This window comes from Pararhizobium sp. (assembly GCF_965279435.1).
GTDB lineage: Bacteria > Pseudomonadota > Alphaproteobacteria > Rhizobiales > Rhizobiaceae > Pararhizobium.
Genome location: NZ_CBDIHY010000003.1, coordinates 3,781,307 through 3,802,110, shown reverse-complemented (window position 1 = coordinate 3,802,110; position 20,804 = coordinate 3,781,307). Strand labels below are relative to the sequence as shown.

21 protein-coding genes and 2 pseudogenes are annotated in these 20,804 nt (G+C 59.9%); 11 read left to right on the top strand and 12 right to left on the bottom strand.

The genetic code is table 11. The features are described 5' to 3' along the window. Positions 1-7: 7 nt before the first annotated feature. On the top strand, positions 8-460 hold the full coding sequence (locus ACQY8Q_RS24260) for a hypothetical protein (protein ID WP_428429012.1): 453 nt from the start codon (positions 8-10) through the stop codon (positions 458-460). A gap of 133 nt (positions 461-593) precedes the next feature. Here the strand turns inward: ACQY8Q_RS24260 and ACQY8Q_RS24255 are convergent, their stop codons facing one another. From ACQY8Q_RS24255 to ACQY8Q_RS24245, 3 genes are read right to left on the bottom strand one after another with little or no spacing between them, the layout of a single operon-like run. Next, entirely contained in the window at positions 594-1,295 is a 702-nt protein-coding gene (locus tag ACQY8Q_RS24255) for a retropepsin-like aspartic protease family protein (protein WP_428429011.1), read from the bottom strand. Further along, positions 1,292-1,516: a DUF1289 domain-containing protein gene (locus ACQY8Q_RS24250; RefSeq protein ID WP_428429010.1), complete on the bottom strand. Its 225-nt coding sequence runs from the start codon at positions 1,514-1,516 to the stop codon at positions 1,292-1,294. The genes ACQY8Q_RS24255 and ACQY8Q_RS24250 overlap by 4 nt, the downstream gene beginning before the upstream one ends. A 49-nt stretch (positions 1,517-1,565) precedes the next feature. After that, positions 1,566-2,354, bottom strand: coding sequence for an adenosylcobinamide-GDP ribazoletransferase (locus tag ACQY8Q_RS24245; protein ID WP_428429008.1), 789 nt, complete (start codon positions 2,352-2,354; stop codon positions 1,566-1,568). A 176-nt stretch (positions 2,355-2,530) separates the two neighbouring features. Between ACQY8Q_RS24245 and cobT the strand changes: the two genes are divergently transcribed. The 5 genes from cobT to ACQY8Q_RS24220 all read left to right on the top strand — a co-directional run bounded on the left by cobT (position 2,531) and on the right by ACQY8Q_RS24220 (position 8,191). After that, positions 2,531-3,547 carry a nicotinate-nucleotide--dimethylbenzimidazole phosphoribosyltransferase gene (cobT, locus tag ACQY8Q_RS24240; protein WP_428429007.1) on the top strand — a complete coding sequence of 339 codons (1,017 nt, stop codon included), beginning with the start codon at positions 2,531-2,533 and terminating at the stop codon, positions 3,545-3,547. A 274-nt stretch (positions 3,548-3,821) separates the two neighbouring features. Further along, complete coding sequence (locus tag ACQY8Q_RS24235) at positions 3,822-4,238, top strand: diacylglycerol kinase (RefSeq protein ID WP_428429006.1); 417 nt, start codon at positions 3,822-3,824, stop codon at positions 4,236-4,238. 163 nt (positions 4,239-4,401) lie between these two features. Next, positions 4,402-5,421: an iron ABC transporter substrate-binding protein gene (locus ACQY8Q_RS24230; protein WP_428429005.1), complete on the top strand. Its 1,020-nt coding sequence runs from the start codon at positions 4,402-4,404 to the stop codon at positions 5,419-5,421. Positions 5,422-5,594: 173 nt separating this feature from the next. Then, complete coding sequence (locus ACQY8Q_RS24225; protein WP_428429860.1) at positions 5,595-7,136, top strand: ABC transporter permease; 1,542 nt, start codon at positions 5,595-5,597, stop codon at positions 7,134-7,136. After that, a complete protein-coding gene (locus tag ACQY8Q_RS24220) occupies positions 7,133-8,191 on the top strand; it encodes an ABC transporter ATP-binding protein (protein ID WP_428429004.1) in 1,059 nt (352 codons plus the stop codon). Before ACQY8Q_RS24225 ends, ACQY8Q_RS24220 begins: the two co-directional genes overlap by 4 nt. Positions 8,192-8,254: 63 nt before the next feature. Here ACQY8Q_RS24220 and ACQY8Q_RS24215 read toward each other — a convergent pair whose 3' ends face one another. Beyond that, positions 8,255-9,790 (bottom strand): sensor histidine kinase, encoded by a 1,536-nt coding sequence (locus ACQY8Q_RS24215; protein WP_428429003.1) that lies wholly within the window; start codon positions 9,788-9,790, stop codon positions 8,255-8,257. Positions 9,791-9,920: 130 nt separating this feature from the next. Between ACQY8Q_RS24215 and ACQY8Q_RS24210 the strand changes: the two genes are divergently transcribed. From ACQY8Q_RS24210 to ACQY8Q_RS24200, 3 genes are all read left to right on the top strand, one after another. Beyond that, positions 9,921-10,517: a thermonuclease family protein gene (locus tag ACQY8Q_RS24210; protein ID WP_428429002.1), complete on the top strand. Its 597-nt coding sequence runs from the start codon at positions 9,921-9,923 to the stop codon at positions 10,515-10,517. Further along, a complete protein-coding gene (locus ACQY8Q_RS24205) occupies positions 10,510-11,148 on the top strand; it encodes a uracil-DNA glycosylase family protein (protein ID WP_428429001.1) in 639 nt (212 codons plus the stop codon). The genes ACQY8Q_RS24210 and ACQY8Q_RS24205 overlap by 8 nt, the downstream gene beginning before the upstream one ends. 65 nt (positions 11,149-11,213) lie before the next feature. Then, on the top strand, positions 11,214-11,702 hold the full coding sequence (locus ACQY8Q_RS24200) for an Lrp/AsnC family transcriptional regulator (protein ID WP_318411440.1): 489 nt from the start codon (positions 11,214-11,216) through the stop codon (positions 11,700-11,702). 1 nt (position 11,703) lies between these two features. Here ACQY8Q_RS24200 and ACQY8Q_RS24195 read toward each other — a convergent pair whose 3' ends face one another. Both ACQY8Q_RS24195 and ACQY8Q_RS24190 read right to left on the bottom strand, forming a co-directional pair. Then, positions 11,704-12,408 (bottom strand): DNA alkylation repair protein, encoded by a 705-nt coding sequence (locus tag ACQY8Q_RS24195; protein ID WP_428429000.1) that lies wholly within the window; start codon positions 12,406-12,408, stop codon positions 11,704-11,706. Continuing rightward, a pseudogene (locus tag ACQY8Q_RS24190) lies at positions 12,408-13,286 on the bottom strand (NAD(P)-dependent oxidoreductase); the annotation flags it as partial. The gene ACQY8Q_RS24195 and the pseudogene ACQY8Q_RS24190, both read right to left, overlap by 1 nt. A gap of 247 nt (positions 13,287-13,533) precedes the next feature. Between ACQY8Q_RS24190 and ACQY8Q_RS24185 the strand changes: the two are divergent. Beyond that, on the top strand, positions 13,534-14,505 hold the full coding sequence (locus ACQY8Q_RS24185; RefSeq protein ID WP_428428999.1) for an aliphatic sulfonate ABC transporter substrate-binding protein: 972 nt from the start codon (positions 13,534-13,536) through the stop codon (positions 14,503-14,505). A gap of 54 nt (positions 14,506-14,559) precedes the next feature. On the opposite strand, the gene ACQY8Q_RS24180 is transcribed toward ACQY8Q_RS24185, so the two are convergent. Beyond that, positions 14,560-16,203: a hypothetical protein gene (locus ACQY8Q_RS24180; RefSeq protein WP_428428998.1), complete on the bottom strand. Its 1,644-nt coding sequence runs from the start codon at positions 16,201-16,203 to the stop codon at positions 14,560-14,562. A 249-nt stretch (positions 16,204-16,452) separates the two neighbouring features. Here ACQY8Q_RS24180 and ACQY8Q_RS24175 point away from each other — a divergent pair, with 249 nt between their 5' ends. Continuing rightward, entirely contained in the window at positions 16,453-16,833 is a 381-nt protein-coding gene (locus ACQY8Q_RS24175) for a GFA family protein (protein ID WP_428428997.1), read from the top strand. A 9-nt stretch (positions 16,834-16,842) separates the two neighbouring features. Here the strand turns inward: ACQY8Q_RS24175 and ACQY8Q_RS24170 are convergent, their stop codons facing one another. From ACQY8Q_RS24170 to ACQY8Q_RS24150, 5 genes and pseudogenes are all read right to left on the bottom strand, one after another. Continuing rightward, positions 16,843-17,655, bottom strand: coding sequence for a methyltransferase domain-containing protein (locus ACQY8Q_RS24170; protein WP_428428996.1), 813 nt, complete (start codon positions 17,653-17,655; stop codon positions 16,843-16,845). A gap of 142 nt (positions 17,656-17,797) precedes the next feature. Continuing rightward, positions 17,798-18,061 (bottom strand): annotated as a pseudogene (locus ACQY8Q_RS24165) (usg protein); the annotation flags it as partial. A gap of 152 nt (positions 18,062-18,213) precedes the next feature. Next, positions 18,214-19,044: an ABC transporter permease gene (locus ACQY8Q_RS24160; RefSeq protein WP_428428995.1), complete on the bottom strand. Its 831-nt coding sequence runs from the start codon at positions 19,042-19,044 to the stop codon at positions 18,214-18,216. Then, a complete protein-coding gene (locus tag ACQY8Q_RS24155) occupies positions 19,041-19,844 on the bottom strand; it encodes an ABC transporter permease (RefSeq protein WP_428428994.1) in 804 nt (267 codons plus the stop codon). Before ACQY8Q_RS24155 ends, ACQY8Q_RS24160 begins: the two co-directional genes overlap by 4 nt. 114 nt (positions 19,845-19,958) lie before the next feature. Next, positions 19,959-20,741: an ABC transporter substrate-binding protein gene (locus tag ACQY8Q_RS24150; RefSeq protein WP_428428993.1), complete on the bottom strand. Its 783-nt coding sequence runs from the start codon at positions 20,739-20,741 to the stop codon at positions 19,959-19,961. Positions 20,742-20,804: the final 63 nt, after the last annotated feature.

Here is a 20,804-nt window from a genome sequence, read left to right as displayed (position 1 = left end):
TCTTCCCATGATCAAGGGAATTTTGCAGTTGTTCGGTTCTGACGGAGAAAACGAACTGTCTTCGCTCAAGCCAGTACCCAATGATGCCGTTACGAGCATTGCAGCGCGTCATCCGGGTATTTCCGCACAATACCTTGATTTCATTCGGACTGTCGGGACGGGTACCACCACACGTGGCTTCTATATCTACGAACCTGAACCCGCATCGAGCGTGGAACAGCACCCATCGTTTCAGATTTACCAGTCTGCTTCCTACCTTAAACTCCGTGGCCAGCGACCTGAAGTCCACGCTATTCCAGCTGATGCCGTTCTCATTGCCGACAGCGGTGCCGCATGGCGATACTGTCTTTGCCCGTCTCTCGGCGACGGCGTTTTCTGCCTGGATATGGCTGGGCCGACATTCGATGAGGAAGCCGAAGACTTCTTTTCGTTTGTAGCAAGTACTGTGATTTTGGGTTAGGCCAAGGTACGGCGGGGGCGCGCGCAACTCAGTTGAGAAGAAAGTTTTGTTCCGTTGGTCGAGCCGAGCCGCGTCAATCAGCATATCAACAAATAAGCTTGACCATTTAGCTTAATGGTCGGGTCTCAATCCCTCAATCCCTCAAGCGTAGCTCATCCGTCTGCATCTGCAACAAATCCAGGGTCGACAGAAAACTCATGCCGAGCAGGCTCTGGTCGAGCTTGCCTTCTTCCGTGACCATGGCCTGGATGTTGTTGCGCACGATCGGGCCGATTGCGACTTCGGCGAGCGTTACCGGGGCTGCGCGTGCTTCGCCATTGGCGGTCGAGACCCTCTGGGTGAAGGCGAGATTGGCGGGATCAAGTCCGAGCGTTTCGGCGTCTTCATAGGACAGCGCAACCCGGCTGGCGCCGGTATCGACCAGCATCTGGACGGTGGCGCCGTTGATGGTGACCGGGGTTTCGAAATGGCCGTTCATCACCTTGTGCAGCACGACTTCCTGAATGCCCTCGTTGTCGGTGAAAACAGCGGCGCGGCCGGGAATAAGGCCGGCGACCAGGCGATTGCCGAACGACTGCAGGTCGTTGCGATAGAGATAGCCTGACACCAGAACAAGGATGATCAGCACCCAGATGCCGAACTGGCGCAGGCTCTGGCCGATATGGTGGCGGCTTTGCACGATGCCGGTGGCAAACAGCGCAGCGATAGCGCCAAGCGTGACCAGCCTGCCGAAATCGTCGTTCATGATGCCGAAGGTGCGGCCGCTGTCATGGTTGAGGATCAGAAAGACAAGGCCGACGGCAAGGATACCCAGAAGAATGGTCAGCCTGGTCATTCGCCGCTTACCCTTTCTCGCGCCATGCGGGTGCGTCTTGTTTCGCGGCGCGGCTTGCGCTCAAGCGTTTCCAGCCGGGCGGGCAGGCTATCCATGATGTCGCGGCGTTCCTGTGGGGTGTAAAGTGACCAGGCACCAACCTCGTCGCGCGTGCGGCCGCAACCGAAGCAAAATCCGGTTTTCATGTCGATCGAACAGATGAGAATGCAGGGTGTTTCCATAGAGGCGCGACAATCCGGACAAGCAGTGGTTCAAACTTATATCGTCGTTTCAAATTGTCAGCGCAAGGGCTGCAAAAACAGCGATTTCAGTCAATTGTTGTGTGGCACCGATTGTGTCGCCGGTATGGCCACCGATCTTGCCATTGACGATTTCGCTGAAGGCGGGAACCGTGGCGGCAAAGGCGGCGATGGCGAGGACTGCAGCCAGCAGCGAAGCGCCGGATAACAGCAGCAAAAGCACTGCCGCGACGACACCGAAAATCAGCGCAAAGGTGACGGCCGATGCCTGTGGTTCGCCAGCAGATGCAGCAATGCCGTCCTGGCGGGCAGGCGGCAGTTTCGACCAATGCCAGACTATGGCGGTGCGGCTAAGGGCTGCTGCAGCAAGCACCAGCAGGCCGGCGCCTGTCGGCGACACCCGCGGCATCACAGCAGCAAGTGCTGACGCCCTGAGACCGAATGACAGGATGAGGGCAACGGCACCATAGGAGCCGATACGGCTGTCCTTCATGATGATCAGTGCCTTTTCCTTGGTCTTGCCACCGCCAAGGCCGTCCGCCGTGTCGCTGAGGCCGTCCTCGTGCAGGGCGCCCGTGATCAGGGCCTGGATTGCCACGGCGACGAAGGCGGTGAACAGCGGCGAGACCTGAAGGCCGCAGAAGACCGAAACGATGGCGGCGGACGGCAGCACGATCAGCAGACCGGCGAGTGGAAAGGCGCGCACGGCACGGCTGAGGCGGCCATCGAAATTGACGAAATGACGCTGCGGCATGTGGATGCGGCTGAGAAACGCCACCGAGCGTGCCGTGTCGTCGACGAAATCGCGGATATCGAACATCAAATCGTTCCCCCAAGCCGATCCGCCCCCAGCGAATCGGTGTTTTCACGCCGATCATGCGACGGCGACACGAACCGGCGCAAACCCCGTTGCCGGATTTGTCACCGCGCTTTATGAGGAAGCACCTTTGCGGAGCCATGCTTCGCTGACGACGAGACGATACAAGGATTTTCTTCATGAGTGCCAGCGGCCTGCCGTTCGACGATTTCCGTGAATTGCTGCGTAACCTGCCAGGCCCCGACGGTGCGGCACTGGTGGCAGCGCGCGAGCGCGATGCGCAGCTGACCAAGCCGCCCGGCGCGCTTGGCCGCCTCGAAGAGATCGCGTTCTGGCTTGCCGCCTGGACGGGCAGGGCGCCTGCGGTCAACCGGCCGCTGGTGGCGATCTTTGCCGGCAATCACGGCGTCACGAGGCAGGGCGTCACGCCGTTTCCGCCATCGGTAACAGCGCAGATGGTCGAGAATTTTGCAGCTGGCGGCGCTGCCATCAACCAGATCTGCGTCAGCCACGATCTCGGGCTAAAAGTGTTCGATCTGGCGCTGGAATATCCGACGGGTGATATCACCGAAGAGGCTGCCCTGTCGGAGCGCGATTGCGCGGCCACGATGGCTTTCGGCATGGAAGCGGTTGCCGGTGGCACGGATTTGCTCTGCATCGGCGAAATGGGTATCGGCAACACGACGATCGCTGCGGCGATCAACCTGGCGCTTTATGGTGGTACTGCCGAAGAGTGGGTCGGTCCTGGCACGGGATCGCAAGGTGCGGTTCTTGCCCGCAAGATCGCTGCCGTCGAAAAGGCAGTGGCCCTGCATTCTGACCACTTGTCCGATCCTCTCGAAGTGCTGCGGCGCCTCGGCGGCCGCGAGATCGCCGCGATGGCAGGCGCCATCCTCGCCGCGCGCATGCAGAAAATCCCTGTCATCATCGATGGTTATGTTGCAACGACGGCTGCGGCGATCCTCAGGGCTGCCAATCCGGCAGCGCTCGATCACTGCCTGATCGGCCATGTCTCGGCAGAGCCCGGCCATATGAAGGCGATCGAGATGCTCGGCAAGACGCCGCTTCTGGCGCTTGGCATGCGGCTTGGCGAAGGCACTGGCGCAGCGCTCGCTGCCGGCATCGTCAAGGCTGCGGCCGCCTGCCATTCCGGCATGGCGACGTTTGCGCAGGCCGGTGTCAGCAACAAGAGCTGATTGTTCGCCTTCGCAATGTGCCCGTTATAGAAACACTGTTTTGCAGCGTCGCAAGGACGGGCGCCCAATGCGGATTTTTGGGTATTACCGTTAATTGCGCTTCTTGCGGGTCCTCGCCAGTCGGGCGAGGGCTTGATAGCCTGCGGCTTCTCACCTATTCGGGAGCGGCGATCCATTTGACGGTTGCGGCGTGTATCGCCCGTATTCACGGCGCATTCAGGCTGATGTCAGTATCGCGTGTTCCTTGCGGCATTTTGCAGAGCACGGAGCGAGCATGTATCTGAACGAGGACTATCGTCGAATGGCCAATGAGAAGCCGGTAAAAAAACTGACGGGAATCCGGCATTTCTTTGCAGCCGCGACCTATTCTTTCGGCGGCGCCAAGCGTTTGCTCGGCGAGGCGGCATTTCGCCATGAACTCGGTGCCTTCGCTGTGGCGATGATCGCGTTCGCCATTACCGGCGCCACCTTCTTCCAATATGTCGCGGCCTTCGTTCTGTTTCTGCTGATGATTGCGTTCGAGGCGCTGAACACGGCCATCGAGGAAATCGTCGATCGGGTCTCGCCGGAAATTTCCGATATGGGCAAGAATGCCAAGGATCTGGGCTCGCTCGCCTGCCTGTGCATCATCCTCGCCAATGCGGGCTATGTCGCCTATGTCGTTGTCCTGTCCCATGTTTTCGGCATTTGAGACCTGAAACGCCACATCGCGATTTTATTCCCTCTTCAACAGTCAAATTTAATTGAGCAGTTTCTTTCTGTCTGAGCGCTTATTTAAAGTTGACGCGAAAGATCAGGATTATATACCGGGGCCGCCGGACAAAATGGTCCGCAGAAAACTCGGAGAGGTTTCCATGACAATTTCCTTCTCAGGCTCGGTGAGCGCGCTGGCGTTTGCAGCTATTTTCGCCAGCACGGGCGCGACCGTGGCCTTGGCTCAGGAAGATATCGGCATCGTCGTCTATAACGCCCAGCACGAGAGCCTCGGCGTTGCCTGGGCCGAAGCCTTCACCAAGGAAACCGGTATCAAGGTGACGCTGCGCAAGGGCAGCGACATGGAATTCGCCAACCAGATCGTCCAGGAAGGGGCAGCATCCCCCGCCGACGTGTTCCTGACGGAAAATTCGCCTGCCATGTCGCTGGTCGATGGTGCCGGGCTGTTTGAGCCGGTCGCTGCCGAGACGCTGGCGCAGGTGCCTGAGAATTTCCGTCCGTCGAACGGTCACTGGATCGGCGTGGCCGCGCGCTCGACCGTGTTTGCCTATGACAAGACCAAGCTGACCGAAGACAAGCTGCCGAAGTCGATGCTGGATCTCGCCGATCCGAGCTGGAAGGGCCGTTGGGCCGCATCGCCGTCGGGTGCCGACTTCCAGGCGATCGTCAGCGCGCTTCTGTCGCTGAAGGGCGAGGAGGCTACGGCGTCCTGGCTGAGGGCGATGAAGGAGAACTTTACCGCCTACAAGGGCAACTCGACCGCGATGAAGGCCGTCAATGCCGGTGAAGTCGAAGGTGCGGTGATCTATCACTACTACTATTTCGGCGATCAGGCGAAGACCGGCGAGAACAGTAAGAACGTTGCGCTGCACTTCTTCAAGAACGAGGATCCGGGCGCTTTTGTCAGCATTTCCGGTGGCGGCGTGCTTGCTTCCAGCCAGCACAAGGAAAATGCCCAGAAATTCCTAGCCTGGATCACCGGCAAGGGCGGACAGGGCATCCTGCGTGACGGCACCTCGTTCGAATATGCCGTCGGCAACGGCGAAGCATCGAACAAGGCACTGCCGGCTCTTTCCGAGCTGCAATACCCGAAGGTCGATCCGGCCACGCTGAACAGCGCAAAAGTCACAGACCTGATGACGGACGCCGGTCTGCTGTGATAGGCAGAACCTAAACCTGAACGGAACGCTCCGGTTAGGTATCATCATTCCGGACTACCGGTGACATTCGCAGCCGCTCAAAAAGCTGCTGCGAATGTTGTTTTGGTTTGAAAGCAGAGATTTTGAGCGCCACCGCGTTTCCTGCCGAATCAGCCTCCGCTCTGCGCCGGTTGATGATTGCCGCCAAAGGGCGGTCCCGGGTTCCCTATCTCTGGGTCACCATCGTTGCGGCTTTCGTCTCCTTCATCAGCCTCGTGCCGCTCGGCTTCATTGCCTGGATTTCGGTGCAGACCGGCTGGGAAACCGCATCAAGGCTGATTTTTCGCGGCCGTGTCGGTGAACTGCTGATCAATACGGCCCTGCTTGAATTTTTCACATTGCCGCTGACGATCGCGCTATCGATCGCGCTCGCCTGGCTGACCGAGCGCACCGATCTGCCCGGAGCGCGGTTGTGGTCGCTGCTGGCCGTCGCGCCGCTTGCCGTTCCGGCCTTCGTGCACAGTTATGCCTGGATCAGCCTGGTTCCCGGGCTGCATGGCCTGACCGGCGGCGTGCTGGTTTCGGTGCTGGCCTATTTCCCGTTTCTCTATCTGCCGGTCGCGGCCCAACTGCGCCGCCTCGATCCGGCCATCGAGGATGCGGCCGCTTCGCTTGGTCTTAATCCACGGCAGGTGTTTTTTCGCGCCGTTCTGCCACAGTTGCGGCTGGCGATCTGCGGCGGTTCGCTTTTGGTCGGCCTGCATCTTCTCGCCGAATACGGGCTCTACGTGATGATCCGGTTCGATACGTTTTCCACCGCCATCGTCGATCAGTTCCAATCGGCCTTCAATGGCCCGGCGGCCAACATGCTGGCCGGTGTGCTGGTGTCGTGCTGCCTGCTGCTTTTGGTCATCGAGGCGGTGTTGCGCGGCGGTGAGCGCTATGCGCGCGTGGGCTCCGGGGCTGCCCGGCCCGCTGACCGGCGCAGGCTAGGACGGCTGGTGATCCCGGCGCTGGCGTTGAACACCGTGACGGCGGCGCTGGCGATCGGCGTGCCGTTCGTGACCCTGACACGCTGGCTCTATATCGGCGGCGCCGAAATCTGGCGGATCGATCTTGTCGGCGGCGCTTTCGCTCAAACCGTGGTTCTGGCTATCGCTGGCGGCATTCTGGCGACGATTGCCGCAGCACCCATGGCATGGCTGTCGGTGCGCGCGCCCGGGCGGTTGCAGCGGGTTCTCGAAGCCTGCCATTATTATGTCGGCTCGCTGCCCGGTGTCGTGGTGGCACTGGCGCTGGTGACGATTACTGTGCGACTGGTGCTGCCGCTCTACCAGACGTTTGCCACCTTGTTCCTCGCCTATATCATGCTGTTTCTGCCACGTGCCATGGTCGGGTTGCGCACCAGTATCGCCCAGGCCCCGGTCGAGCTCGAGCGTGCCGCGATGGCGCTCGGCCGTACACCGTTTCAGGCGGTGCGCCAGACCACAATGCGGCTCGCGGCACCCGGCATTGCGGCGAGTACCGCGCTGGTGGCGCTCGGCATTACCAACGAACTGACGGCCACCCTGATGCTGTCGCCGACCGGCGTCGAGACGCTGGCGACGAAATTCTGGTCGCTGACCAGCGAGATCGACTATGTCGCGGCGGCCCCCTATGCGGTGATGATGGTGTTGCTGTCGCTGCCGCTGACCTTCCTTCTTTACGTGCAATCCAGACGGGCAACCGGACAATGACGTTTCTGACAATCGATGCCATCAGCAAATCCTACGGCCCGACGGTGGCGCTCGACGCCATCGACATGAGCATTGCGGCGGGCGGCCGCACGGCGATCGTCGGGCCTTCCGGGTCCGGCAAGACGACGCTGTTGCGCATCATTGCCGGTTTCGAGACGCCGGACAGCGGTTCGCTGGTTCTGGATGGAAAGACGCTTGCAGGCGCGGGCGTGCTCGTGCCGGCGCACCGGCGCGGTATCGGCATCGTCTCGCAGGATGGCGCGTTGTTTCCGCATCTGACCGTCGCCGACAATATCGGTTTCGGCTTGCCGAAAAAAGCATCCGATCGCAGCCGGCGGATCGCCGAGCTGATGGAAATGGTCGAGCTTGACGAGGTCATGGCGGCGCGGCGCCCGCACCAGCTTTCCGGCGGCCAGCAGCAGCGTGTGGCGCTGGCCCGCGCTCTGGCGCTCAAACCACGGCTGATGCTGCTGGACGAACCGTTCTCGGCGCTGGATACGGGATTGCGTGACACGCTGCGGCGCACGGTGGCCCGTGTCCTGCGGGCTTCCGGCACGACCGCGATCCTGGTGACGCATGATCAGGCGGAGGCCTTGTCGTTTGCCGATCAGGTGGCGGTACTGCGGCAGGGGCGGCTGGTCCAGTTCGGCTCGCCGCGTGCGCTTTATGGCAAACCCCGGGATCGCGAGACTGCGACGTTTCTGGGCGAGGCCATCCTGCTCGACGCCAGTATCACGTCCGGCCGGGCGCAATGCGCGCTTGGATCTCTGGTCGTCGAAGCTGGTCTGAGAACAGGGCAGGCGACCGTCATGCTGCGCCCCGAGCAGATCCGGCTGACGACGGCAGTGGCCGGAGTCAAGATCGACGGTCCGTTCGGGCGCGTCGATGATGTCGAGTTCGGCGGCGGCAATTGCATGGTGCTGGTGCGTATCGATCGCAGCGACCGGGCGATGCCGGATTTCCTGTCGATCAAATGCGTCGGCGCCGATATTCCAGAGCCCGGCGACCTGGTCGGCATCAGCGTCCACGGCACGGCGCACGTTCTACCCGAATGAAAACGGCGCTGCGCGTCATTTATGACGCGCAAAGGTCACTGTACATCTTAAAGTCTTTGGCGGTTAGGCGAAGCTTTTCCGGCGGCGCTCGACGGCCGGGGCGTCTTCGATCGCCGGAATGCTTTGCAGCACGCGCTTTGACGGCAGGATGGCGATGGCTTCGGTGCCTTCGCGCAGTTTCGAGCGCAGGATGAATTCGCCATTGTGCTTGGCGAGAATTGCCTGAACGATTGGCAGTCCGAGCCCGGTTCCCTGTTCGGCGCTCTTGATGGCGATCGAGCCCTGGCCGAACGCCGATAGGACGACCGGAATCTCTTCCTCGGGGATGCCGGGGCCATTGTCTTTGATCGACAGGTACTGGCCGCCGCCGGCCGTCCAGCCGACCTTGACCGACACTTCGCCGCCGGACGGTGTAAATTTCACCGCGTTCGACAGCAAATTCAGGATCACCTGCCGCATTGCCTTTTCATCGACCCATACCGAAGGCATGCCGTACTCGAACTGTTCGGTGATGCTGATATTCTTGGTGCGGGCGCGCAGCTGCACCATGCCGATGCAATCCTCGGTGATCTCGACCAGATGGATGGCTTCTTCGTTGAGGTCGTACTTGCCGGCCTCGATGCGCGAGAGATCGAGGATCTCGTTGATCAGATCGAGCAGGTGCTGGCCGGAGCGATGGATGTCGCCAGTATATTCCTTGTAGATCGGATTGTTGAGCGGCCCGAGCACTTCCGTCGACATGACTTCGGAGAAGCCGAGGATGGCGTTAAGCGGCGTGCGCAATTCGTGCGACATCGAGGCAAGGAAGCGCGACTTCGCCATATTGGCTTCCTCGGCGCGGCGGCGGGCCTCGTCCGACATCGATTTGGCGACTTCGAGCTCGGCAATCAGATCGTCCTTCTCCGCTTGAACCGAGAGGATGTGCACATTGCCGCGGTGCATCCGGTTGGTCATGAAGACGAGGAAGATCAACGACGTGGACATGATGACGGTGAGCGCCAGATAACCGGGATTGCCGGTTTTCAGCGTCAGGGTGCTAAGCGCAACAACCACCGGCACAAAGGTGAAGAGCAGTGCGTTGCGCAGCAGGAACGTGCCCATCGCGGTGGCGGCCAGCGCAATGAGCAGGACGGCCGCCTTGTAGAAGCCAAAATTGACTTCGCCGCAGGTGTTGCAATCCTGCAGGATGAACGCTGCCCAGCAAACGCCTAGAACGATCTGGACGAACAGAAAGCGGCCCCGCCAATAGGACACCTTGTCCGCCGGGATATCCATGGCTTTTGCCCGCCGCGCCAGCAGAATGCCGATGGCATTGACGCAGAGTGCCGTGACGCCCCAGGCGACGAGATCGAGCTGTTGTGACAGGTATACGCCGATTGCGGTGACCAGAATGATGAACAGCGGCATAGCGATGGCGCCCTGCAGCATCGTATCGACGTGAAGGCCGAGCAGCTCCTTGTCGAAGCCGGATGCATTCGAAGGGCCGGCCTGCAGGCGCTCGCGGGTCGTGCGCACGGCTTTCGACACAGCCGTGTTGCGGTGGCTGCGCGATTTGTCGACGATATTCTTGTCGGTCGAGGTGCTGACGCCCTTACTCATGATCTCATACGCGTTAACGGAATCCGTTGAACTTTAAGGGGGAATCCTTAAGAAGTTGCTGCAATTTCCTGTTTTTTCGCTTGGCATGCCGTAGCGTGAGCCAGCAGACAGACGGTTTTCAAGGATGGCAATGAAACAGATGCTCCGGCTCATGCGCGACCTCCTGCTGACGGCGCTGATCCTGCTGTTTCTGGGGCTTGTCGTGGTGCGCCTCGAGGGGCCGCAAGAGGCGATGTCGGGCCGGGCGCGGATTGTCGACGGTGACACGCTGGTGCTGGACGGCAAGCGCATTCGCCTTGTCGGCATCGATGCGCCGGAGTTACGTCAGGTTTGTCAGCGGGACGGCCGGGACTGGCCCTGTGGTACCGAGGCCAAGGGTTATCTGGCTGCCTTGATCGGTGATGCCAAAGCCATGTGCGATGCGGATGGTAGCGATAAATATGGGCGGCTTCTCGCCGTCTGCAGGGTGGCAAATCGTGATCTGAACGCGGCGATGGTCGATGGCGGTTATGCCATCGCGTTTGGAGATTATGAGACCGAGGAGGCCGTTGCCAGGCAAAAGCGGCTAGGCCTGTGGGCCGGCACGTTCGATGTGCCCCGCCAATGGCGGCAGACCCATGGCGGAATGGACGAGATGCCCCATATACCGGAGGGCAGGCTGGACACGGCGATGTCACGGATCGGCGGCTGGGTTGAGAATGCAAAGTCAAGGGTATGGAATGACTGAAGGGCAGGCGGACGGGCTGGAGGATTTGCGCGCGGCTATCGCGGCCTGCCGGATCTGTCGTGATGCGCCAACGCGCGGTCCGGACGACCGGTTGCCGCACGAGCCACGCCCGGTCGCGGTGATTTCATCTTCAGCGCGGATCCTGATCTCCGGTCAGGCGCCGGGGCTTCGCGTCCATGAAAGCGGTCTGCCGTTCAACGACGCGTCCGGTGACCGGCTTCGGCAGTGGCTCGGCGTGACGCGCGACCAGTTCTACGATCCCAATCTCTTTGCTATCGTGCCGATGGGGTTCTGTTTTCCGGGTTATGACGCCCATGGCAGCGACCTGCCACCGCGCCGGGAATGCGCGCCGCGATGGCGCCAAGAGGTGATGGATGCGATGCCGCAGATCGAGCTTGTGCTGGCCATTGGTCAATATGCCCAATCCTGGCATCTGGGCGACAGGCGGGCTTCGACGATGACCGAAACCGTGCGCAACTGGCGCACGCATCTGGGTTCCAATATCGGGCCGCCGGTACTGGCACTGCCACATCCGAGCTGGCGCAATACCGGCTGGCTGAAAAAAAACCCATGGTTTGCGGAGGACGTGCTGCCTGTCCTGCAGGAGCGGATATCAAAATTGATTAACTGAAACAATTTTCTTTCTTTTGTCCAAATTGGCGCTATAGAGAGAATAATATTCGAAGGAGACAGCTCATGGATCGTCTTGACCGCAAAATCCTGCGCCTGTTGCAGGAGGATTCCACACTCGCCGTTGCCGATCTGGCTAAAAAAGTCGGGCTGTCCACCACGCCTTGCTGGCGCCGCATCCAGAAGATGGAAGAGGACGGCGTGATCCGTGGCCGGGTGGCGCTGCTTGATCCGGTCAAGGTCAACACCAAGGTGACGGTGTTCGTCTCGATCCGCACCAATACCCATTCGATCGAATGGCTGAAGCGCTTTTCCGAGGTTGTTGGCGAGTTTCCGGAAGTGGTCGAATTCTACCGCATGAGCGGCGATGTCGATTATCTCTTACGCGTCGTCGTTCCCGATATCGCCGCCTATGACGCCTTCTACAAGCGGCTGATCACCAAGATCGAAATCCGCGATGTGTCGTCGGTCTTCGCGATGGAGCAGATCAAATACACGACGCAGCTGCCACTCGACTACATGATGATCGACCAGGCGAAGTCCAGCGAGGACTGAGTTAGCGGGGCAAAGGCTGCAAGCCAATCCTCGTCAAAACGGCGCTGCTCGTGAGTTCACGGACAGCGTCCTTGCCGATCCATCGGGCCGTGCGGTCCTGCCGTTCAGCCAGCGTCTGCGCCAGTGACAGCGCCTGGCCATGGCAGCGGGCGTTGCGTTTGCCCGTCTGGCGCAGTGACCAGTTCACCGCCTTTTTCACGAAATTGCGGTCATCGCCTGCATGGGCCTCAACCAGCGGCAACCAGGCGAGGATTGTTTCGTACGGCTCCGTCTTCAGGTGAACGGCGGCAACGGCGATCATGCTGAAAGCCGTCCGGCGGACGAATTCCCGCTCGTCTGCTGCGAATTCCGGGATGAGGGTGGCTTCCAGCCGGGCTTTGACAAACAGGTCGGCAACGCTGTCGACGATTTCCCAGGAATTGAAATCACCGGCCCATTGCCTGGCCCTGTCGAGCGTCAGTTTTTGCGGTTCTGCGGTCAGCGCTGCCAGCAGCCTGGCTTCGCGGATATTGCTGTCCCACAGGGTGAGGGCGCGGCCGTGATCGCGCTTTATCTGCCGGGCAATTCGATTGAGCGCCGGGTTGTTTATCCCGAGCGCTGTCTCCGTTTCGATGCCGAACCGTGCCATGCCGGCAAGGTTGTTTTCCGCCGCCAGCGTTTTCAGATGTGCGATCACGGCATCTGCGGGCGAGGATGGCGTCAGCATTATTTTTCGAGCCGCGCCAGAAGCGACGACGTATCCCAGCGCTTTCCGCCCATGTCCTGGACATCGGCATAGAATTGATCGACGAGCGCCGTTACCGGCAGTTTCGCACCATTGTTGCGGGCCTCAGTCAGCACGATGTCGAGATCCTTGCGCATCCAGTCGACGGCGAATCCGAAATCGTATTTTTCAGCATTCATCGTCTTGTGACGATTTTCCATCTGCCACGAGCCGGCGGCGCCCTTGGAAATCACCTCGATGACTTTCTCTATATCGAGACCAGCCTTCTTGCCGAAATGGATGCCTTCGGCGAGCCCCTGGACGAGACCGGCAATACAGATCTGGTTGACCATCTTGGTCAGCTGGCCGGACCCGGCCGGACCCATCAGACCGACCATGCGGGCATAGGCCTCGATCACGGGTCTGGCGCGCTCGAATACGGCGGCATCGCCGCCGCACATTACCGTCAGTACGCCGTTTTCGGCACCGGCCTGGCCACCGGAGACCGGCGCGTCAATGAAGTGGGCGCCACGGGCGGTGGCGGCTGCATCGAGTTCACGGGCGACCTCGGCCGAAGCGGTGGTGTTGTCGATGAAGATGGCGCCGGCTTTCAGGGTTTCGAAAGCGCCGTCCTTGCCAGTCGTCACCGAGCGCAGGTCCTCGTCATTGCCGACGCAGCAGAAAACGAAGTCGGCGCCCTCGGCTGCTAGCGCCGGCGTCGCCACCGCGCGTCCGCCAAACTCGGCTGCCCATTTTTCGGCTTTCGCGGCCGTGCGGTTGTAGACCGTCAGGTCGTGACCACCCTTGACCTTGAGGTGACCGGCCATCGGATATCCCATGACGCCAAGACCAATGAACGCGACTTTAGCCATTCGAAAACTCCTGAAATTCCCTTTCGTCGAGACTTAGCCGATGCGGATGGGGCGGGGAAGACCTGTGATGATCGCATCGCGCTAAAACCCGTTGCGAAACCGTTTTCCGGCAAAAGCTTCTCCAGCGCCGCAAATTTTGCCGGAATGCCTCCGTTTTAGATATTTATAATGTCGATAGAATTTATCGATTTATCCATTGTTGTTTCCGCAGGCCGTGCCGGACAGCCGGGCAGGCACAACAGGAGAGGTGAAATTCATGTTTACCCGCAGACAGACATTGTCGCTTTTGGGGGCGGCCGCAGCGGTGGCGATCCTGCCCGCGACCCGCAGTGCCTCGGCATCCGAGCCGCTCAAGGAATTGCGCCTCGGATGGCAGAAGAACGGCGTCCTGGCGCTGGCCAAGGGAACGGGTGCGCTGGAAAAGCGCTTTGCCGATCGCGGTATCACGATTACCTGGGCGGAGTTTTCCTCCGGCCCGCCGATGCTTGAGGCGCTTGGCGCCGGTGCCATCGACTTCGGTCCCACTGGCGACGTGCCGCCGCTGTTTGCCCAGGCTGCGGGCGGCAACCTGCTCTATGCCGGAACCTACAAGGGATCGTCGGCAGGATCGGCCATTCTGGTGCACAAGGATTCGCCCTTTCAGACGGTCGCCGACCTGAAGGGCAAGCGTGTCGCCTTCAAGCGTGGATCGAGCGCTCATAATTTTACCGTCAAGGCGCTGCGCAAGGCCGGCCTCGGCATCACCGATATCGAGGCTGCCGATCTGTCGCCATCGGATGCAGCGGCCGCTTTTGCGAGCAAGCAGATCGATGCCTGGTCGATCTGGGATCCGTATTTTGCCGTCGCCGAAAAGGATCCGGGCACGCGCGTCCTGACCACGGCGGAAGGGATCGTCGATTCCTGGAGCTATTTCCTCAGCAATGGCGATTTTACCGCAGCGCATGGCGACGTGCTGGGGGACATCCTTGATGAGTTGGGCAAGGTGGGCGCCGCCGCGCAAAACGATCTCGACGGCACGGTTTCGGCGCTGTCGAAGATCACCGGTGTGCCGGAGGATATCCAGCGGGTTGTCCTGACGCGCAAGGATTTCAGCCTGGCCAATGTTTCGACGCTCGGGTCGGACGCGATTGCCTACCAGCAGGCACTGGCCGACGAGTTCTTCCAGCTGCAGATCATTCCCAAACAATTGACGGTCAGCGACATCGTCTGGAAAGGCCGCGCGAGCTAGGCACGTCATCGTCCAAGAAAACGGCGCTTCCGTGCGCCGTTTTCGCTTGACGTTTTACTGAGCCGGAACCGGTACGACGGGCGGTGTTGGGACGCGGACTTTCGCGTCGATACCATCCTCCAGAGCCATGGCCTCCTCACCGAGGCTTTCGGAAATGTCGAACCACAGACGGCGCAGGCGGCGCACATGCAGATCGTCTGCAATCCATCTAAGGACGTGTTCTGTCGACTTGGAATCGTCGTCACGCTGCATTCTCTTGCGCGCCCAGATGCAAAAGGCGTCTGCATCGACGGCCGCGGTCATGTCCGTATCTATGGTGATCGGCTTGGTCGCGCTGATCCGCACCGTCTCTCTGAGGCTGCTCGTCGAGGCCAGCAGGACGCCGGCGCAAATCTCGTCGAAGGCCTTGACCGAGTGCTTGCTGCTGATCGCCCGCTCCAGGTCGAAGATCGTGCGGATGTTCAGCTCGCGGAAAATGAGGAATTTTTCCGGGCCGATGATATGGCAGAGCTGCGCCTGCGCAACCCAGTCGATGACCTGATAGATACCATAGGGCGATTCGATATGCAGCATGATCGGATTGTAGGTGGCGAGATTTTGCACATCGTATATGCCGCATTCCTCCAGGCGGAACCGGGTCTCGTAGTCGATGCCGTCGATAATATCGAGCGAGACGATTTTTGTGACGCCGATGAACCGGTCGTCCGTGGTCTTGATCCAGCTGATCAGGTTCTGGAATTTCATCAGCAGGAATTTCGTCGCACTTTGCGGCAAAAGCCCGAGCAGCGGCGCAAGGCCGAACCAGATGGGCTGGATGTGACCGCCGGCTACAGGGGCAACTGGCGGCGCTCCCACCGGCGCGACAGGCTGTGGGGCGTCGGGCAGGATCTCGGCCACCAGACCGGTGATGCCGCTGATCGGGTCGCGAAAAACGGCGAACAGGATAATGGTGAAAATCACCGAAGCGACGATTTCGGCTGTGTGGCGCAGGAACGTGTAGGGCGACAGGTCGAAGACGACGACCGCGCGGACAAAGTTGCGGATTGCGGCGATAAAGGCGCCGGCAAAGGCCAGTGAGCCGATCACGGTCAACTGCTGCCAATTGCCGTAGCTGCCGGCTGGTTCGGCGCAGGCAATCGCACCCGGCGCACAGCATGTGGTTGCGCCCAGACCGCACGAGAGCGTGCTGAAGAGCGCGGAAAAGCCGAAATAGCTTAAAAGGATGAACCCGATCGAGGACAGAAAAATCCTCCAGTCGCTGCGTGAGCCGAAATTTCCGATGCTTTTGATGATCCAGTCGATCTGGTCGATGTCGTTCATCTCGTTGAATGGTTTACCCTCGGGCGGATCCTGGACCTGCAGGTCGGAAATATATTTCGATTTAACGAATTCGAAGGAGGGATTGTTGGTCAGCCGGACATTGGCATCGGGTTTGGCAGCGTCGGCCGGAAGCGGAGCCGGGTCGGCGTTGTCTGCGCCATGGCTTCTTTCCTTGTCGGTGCCAAACGAGATCAGAAAATCCTTGATCGAGCGCAGGCGGCGAAGCCTGACCTCGTGCCTGCCGTAAAGCAGCAGGCTCGGGGTCAAAAGTGCAAATAACAAAGCGAGCGGGTCAAGCCCGAGACCATTTTTTATCGCGGTAATCAGAAGGCCAAAAATGCCGCCCGCGCTGGTGAGCCAGGTTAAAAAAATCTCCATCAATATTTCCCCCTTAGGTTGTATCGATAACGTAAGGTGGCGAACGGTCTGGCGTCCATAAACCGTATACATCTAAAGATTGCATAATCAATTTAAGATTGCATTTTTCGGTAATAAATTAGACGGAACTGTTTTTGATGGGGCAGGTTGTGCCGTAGCGACGCTTGAAGCCCGGGCTTTGCGCCGTATGTCCCTTTGCGGAAGCCGTGCTTTGGCTTCCGTCCTGTTTATCTTCGGAAGGAAAAATCCATGGCCGATCGACTGAACGCTTCGTGCCGCTGCGGCGGCGTCAAATTTTCAATCCCGGTGGAATCCGCCGGGGTGTTCTGCTGTCATTGTGGCGACTGCCGCAAGGCGCATGGCAACTACATGGCGGTGATCGGCGCGCCGCGTGACGACGTGCGGTTCGAGGCGGACGGCACTTTGCAATGGTATGGTTATTCGGACAAAGCCCGGCGCGGGTTCTGTTCGACCTGCGGCAGCCGTCTGTTGAAGGACAATATCGGCACCGATCTGCTGATGGTCTCGGCCGGCGTGATCGATGGCGATACCGGCAAGCAGATCGTCAAGAACATCCTGACGGAATTCAAGGGCGACTGGTACGACCTGCCGGAAGTTCACGGCGCCTGAACGCCGTACTCAGCGCAGTTTTGCGATCACCAGATGGCCGGCGATCGGCTCGCCTTCTTCCTTGCGCACCGTGATGTCGGTGAGCTCGACGACATCGAAGCCGATGGCGTCGAGCCGCTCGCGGACATAGGTTTCGGCGTGGGCAAAGCGCTGGTTCGGGCCGACCATGAAGGACCGGCCGGCAAAGGTGTCTGCAGGCAGGGTTTCGCTTGAGAAGATGAACAGGCCGCCGGCATTGATATTTTCCGCGGCGCCGAAAAACAGGGCTTCGAGCGCACCGAGATAGGGCAGGACGTCGGTCGCGGTGATCAGATCGAACGGCTCGTCGTCATTGTCCTCGAGGAAATCGACGACTTCGGCGACATAGAGCGTTTCGTAGAGGTCTTTTTCGTGGGCGATCTCGACCATGTTTTCCGACAGGTCGATACCGGTGATATCGTCGGCCATGTCGCGCAGGGCGCCGCCGGTCAGGCCCGTGCCGCAGCCAAGGTCAAGTACGCGGGCAAACGGGCCGAGTTTCAACGCCTGCAGCCGCTGACGCACCAGCATCGGCACGTGGTAATCGAGCTGCTCGACAAGCACATCTTCAAAGACATCGGCGTGCTGATCGAACAGGGTGGTGACATAGGCGTCCGGCGCCTTGTCGGGCGTCTCGCCGTGCCCCATCGAGGCGATGCGGACGGCAGCACCGCCGTGATCGTCGGGATCGATCGCCAGAACTTCCAGATAGGCTTTGACAGCCGCCTCGACGTCGCCGGATTTCTCCAGGGCAAGCGCGCGGTTATAGGCTTCGGCGAGGGCTTCTTCATCGATCTTCTGCATGGCGGCGTCTTTACGGCGTGGATGGACGTTTGGCAATGCGAAAACCCGCACCTGCAGGGATTTGCGCCCGGAAAGTCATTCGCGACCGCCGCGACCGGCGCTTGTCACGCCCGCAATACGAAAGCGAAAGCAGCCGGCACCAGTTGATGATGAACTCGCCCTTGAGTGCCCGCCAGTCCGTTGCGGAGATCAGTCTGCGGTGGACGTAGCGCACCGAATGCAGCGGGCCTTCCAGCGTTTCCTGCCAGAATTTCAGAAAACTCTTCATTTCCGGAAATTCCGGCGCCAGATCGTAGTGCTGCCAGATATAGGTCTGCAGGAAAGCCGGATGATCGGGCATCCGGTAAAGAATCTGGGCCGTGGTCAGACCATATCCCTTGAGCTGCAGTTCCATTTCGTTCGTCATAGCGGACCTCATTGTTCAATGATGGTCCCTACGATTGAAGCACGGAATTGGTTAATCCGATATGAACAATGTTTCACGGAAAAACAAAATAGTGTTCTAAAACAAGTGTTTGGCAGCAGGCTTTATCGAGTGCTGCCAAACCTTTTCGCAGATCAGCGTTTCAGGTGGCGGGTCAGACGGGTTTCGATCCAGGCCCACAGATTGCGCAGTATTTCGACCATGATCAGGTAGAGAATGGCTGCCCAGAGATACATCTGGAAATCATAGGTGCGCGAGAAGGCGCGGCGCGTTTCGCCCATCAGGTCGAACACGGTGACGATCGCGACGATGGCCGAGCCCTTGATCATCAGGATGATTTCGTTGCCGTAGGGGCGAAGGGCGACAATCATCGCCTGCGGCAGGATGATCTTGAAGAATGCCACGCCCTTGGGCAGGCCAAGGGCGGCCGCACCTTCGTGCTGGCCACGCGGCACGCTCTCGATGGCACCACGCAGGATTTCCGCCTGATAGGCGGCCGTATTCAGCGTGAAGGTGAAGAGCGCGCAGAACCAGGCATCCTTGAACAGCGACCAGAGCCCCACCGCCTCGAGATAAGGCCGGAAACTGCCGAGGCCATAATAGACCAGGAAAAGCTGGGTGATCAGCGGCGTGCCACGGAAGAAATAGACGTAGCAGTAGGCAATCCAGGAAAGCACCTTGTTCTTGGTCATCCGGCCATAGGCGATCGGCAGGGACAGAATGCTGCCGAGTATGACCGAGATGGCGACCAATGTCAGGGTGACGCGCAGGCCCGACAGGAAGCTCGGGCCGTATTTGGCAAATTTCTCGGGGCTCCAGGAATCGACGATGAACAGGAAGATGCCGACGGATACGGCCAGCCAGACGCCGAGCAGGGCACGGCCGATCAGACGGGAAATTGTGTAGCGCTTGACGGATTCCGGCGGCGGCGGCAATGCGGGAAGCATGGTTTCGGCGTGGCTCATCGGGCACCCTCCGCACGTTTGGTCCAGCGTTCGAGCGCGGAAAACACCAGCGATGATACCATCGCCAGAATCAGGAACAGCAGGCAGGCGATCGAGAAGAATTCGAAAGCATTCTTGGTGACACGCGCCGCAATACCCGTCTGGCGCAGGATGTCCGGCAGGCCGATGACGGAGACGAGCGCTGTATCCTTCAGCAGCGCCATCCAGAGGTTGCCAAGACCGGGCAGGGCGATCCGCACCAGCTGTGGCAGGATGATCAGGCGCATGGTCTTGCCGCGGTGCAGTCCCAGCGCATCGCCAGCCTCATACTGGCCGCGCGGAATGGCCTTGAAAGCCGACAGCAGGACTTCCGAGCAATAGGCCGAGAAGACGACGCTAAGGGCAATCATGCCGGCGATGAAGGCGTTGATCTCGACGGGGCCTTCATAGCCCATCGCCGCCATCACCTGCTGGGCGACAATCTGCAGCCCGTAATAGACGATGAACAGGGTCAAGAGTTCCGGCAGGCCACGAAAGATCGTCGTGTAGATGTTGGTGGCCAGCCGCAGCGACTTTTCTTCGGACTGTTTCGCCAGTGCGATGAAGAACCCGAGGAGGAGGCCGATGGGCAAGGTGCAGATCGCCAGGCTTGCCGTGATCAGAAAACCATGGGCGATCTCGTCGCCCCAGCCGGTATCGCCGCAGGCAAGCAGTGTATCCTGAGCAATAAGCCGGAAAATCCCGATCGGGCCGCACATCGGATCGATGATGCTGGCGAACCACGAGACAATGGAAGAGAGGGCAGCAAAAGCAGCCTGCATGCGTCAAATTTCCCCGGTACGGCGTCTTGGCGCGCTTATTGTTATTGGGCGTTGTCATACAAGAATGGCGGAAGGACAAGCCTTCCGCCATCGTATTTCAGCAACAGGTAAAGATTAATCGCCGTAAACGTCGAACTCAAAATACTTGTCGTTGATTTCCTTGTACTTGCCGTTGGCGCGGATCGCGGCGATGGCCGTGTTGAACTTGTCCTTCAGAGCCGTATCGCCCTTGCGCACGGCAATGCCGGCGCCGATGCCGTTGATGACCGGATCCGGCTTCAGGGCCTTGAGGAGCTTGCAGCAGGCGCCATCGGCGGTCTTCAGCCAGGACGTCAGAACGACGACGTCATCGATGACGGCATCGACGCGGCCGTTGGCAACGTCAAGCTTGTACTCGTCCGGGGTCGGATAGAGCTTCAGCTCCGATTCCTTGAAGAAGGCTTCGGCATAGTTGGAGTGAGTCGTCGATGACTGCGCGCCGAGCGACTTGCCAGCGAGGCCAGCTTCGGTTGCTTCGGTGATCGGCGAATCCTTCGGAACGACGATGGCCGGGCCGGTGTTGTAATACTTGTTGGTGAAATCGACCTTTTCCAGCCGCTCGGGCGTGATCGACATCGATGCGATGATGGCATCGAATTTCTTGGCGGCGAGGGCTGGAATCATGCCGTCCCAATCCTGGGTGACGATGGTGCAGTCAGCCTTCATCTCGACGCAGAGCGCCTTGGCGATATCGACGTCGAAGCCGGTCAGGGTGCCGTCGGCTTCAAGATTGTTGAAGGGCGGGTAGGCGCCTTCCGTACCGATGACGATTTTTTCGCCATCGGCCATGGCAGTGCCTGCCATCAGCGCGAAAACGGCAGCCGAAGCTGCCATGGCGAGACGTCTGGAAATACGCATTGTGATCCTCTCTGTTGGCGGACAGCCGGTTTCTTGTTCTTCGCGGCCGCCGGTACGCCGACC

Coding starts and splice junctions, on each gene's coding strand:
- ACQY8Q_RS24155 (WP_428428994.1), bottom strand. CDS start 19,844: ATGCAGGCTGCTTTTGCTGCCCTCTCTTCCATTGTCTCGTGGTTCGCC.
- ACQY8Q_RS24185 (WP_428428999.1), top strand. CDS start 13,534: ATGTTTACCCGCAGACAGACATTGTCGCTTTTGGGGGCGGCCGCAGCG.
- ACQY8Q_RS24175 (WP_428428997.1), top strand. CDS start 16,453: ATGGCCGATCGACTGAACGCTTCGTGCCGCTGCGGCGGCGTCAAATTT.
- ACQY8Q_RS24245 (WP_428429008.1), bottom strand. CDS start 2,354: ATGTTCGATATCCGCGATTTCGTCGACGACACGGCACGCTCGGTGGCG.
- ACQY8Q_RS24210 (WP_428429002.1), top strand. CDS start 9,921: ATGAAACAGATGCTCCGGCTCATGCGCGACCTCCTGCTGACGGCGCTG.
- ACQY8Q_RS24195 (WP_428429000.1), bottom strand. CDS start 12,408: ATGCTGACGCCATCCTCGCCCGCAGATGCCGTGATCGCACATCTGAAA.
- ACQY8Q_RS24205 (WP_428429001.1), top strand. CDS start 10,510: ATGACTGAAGGGCAGGCGGACGGGCTGGAGGATTTGCGCGCGGCTATC.
- ACQY8Q_RS24260 (WP_428429012.1), top strand. CDS start 8: ATGATCAAGGGAATTTTGCAGTTGTTCGGTTCTGACGGAGAAAACGAA.
- ACQY8Q_RS24250 (WP_428429010.1), bottom strand. CDS start 1,516: ATGGAAACACCCTGCATTCTCATCTGTTCGATCGACATGAAAACCGGA.
- ACQY8Q_RS24220 (WP_428429004.1), top strand. CDS start 7,133: ATGACGTTTCTGACAATCGATGCCATCAGCAAATCCTACGGCCCGACG.
- ACQY8Q_RS24150 (WP_428428993.1), bottom strand. CDS start 20,741: ATGCGTATTTCCAGACGTCTCGCCATGGCAGCTTCGGCTGCCGTTTTC.
- cobT (WP_428429007.1), top strand. CDS start 2,531: ATGAGTGCCAGCGGCCTGCCGTTCGACGATTTCCGTGAATTGCTGCGT.
- ACQY8Q_RS24180 (WP_428428998.1), bottom strand. CDS start 16,203: ATGGAGATTTTTTTAACCTGGCTCACCAGCGCGGGCGGCATTTTTGGC.
- ACQY8Q_RS24230 (WP_428429005.1), top strand. CDS start 4,402: ATGACAATTTCCTTCTCAGGCTCGGTGAGCGCGCTGGCGTTTGCAGCT.
- ACQY8Q_RS24215 (WP_428429003.1), bottom strand. CDS start 9,790: ATGAGTAAGGGCGTCAGCACCTCGACCGACAAGAATATCGTCGACAAA.
- ACQY8Q_RS24255 (WP_428429011.1), bottom strand. CDS start 1,295: ATGACCAGGCTGACCATTCTTCTGGGTATCCTTGCCGTCGGCCTTGTC.
- ACQY8Q_RS24235 (WP_428429006.1), top strand. CDS start 3,822: ATGTATCTGAACGAGGACTATCGTCGAATGGCCAATGAGAAGCCGGTA.
- ACQY8Q_RS24200 (WP_318411440.1), top strand. CDS start 11,214: ATGGATCGTCTTGACCGCAAAATCCTGCGCCTGTTGCAGGAGGATTCC.
- ACQY8Q_RS24170 (WP_428428996.1), bottom strand. CDS start 17,655: ATGCAGAAGATCGATGAAGAAGCCCTCGCCGAAGCCTATAACCGCGCG.
- ACQY8Q_RS24225 (WP_428429860.1), top strand. CDS start 5,595: ATGATTGCCGCCAAAGGGCGGTCCCGGGTTCCCTATCTCTGGGTCACC.
- ACQY8Q_RS24160 (WP_428428995.1), bottom strand. CDS start 19,044: ATGAGCCACGCCGAAACCATGCTTCCCGCATTGCCGCCGCCGCCGGAA.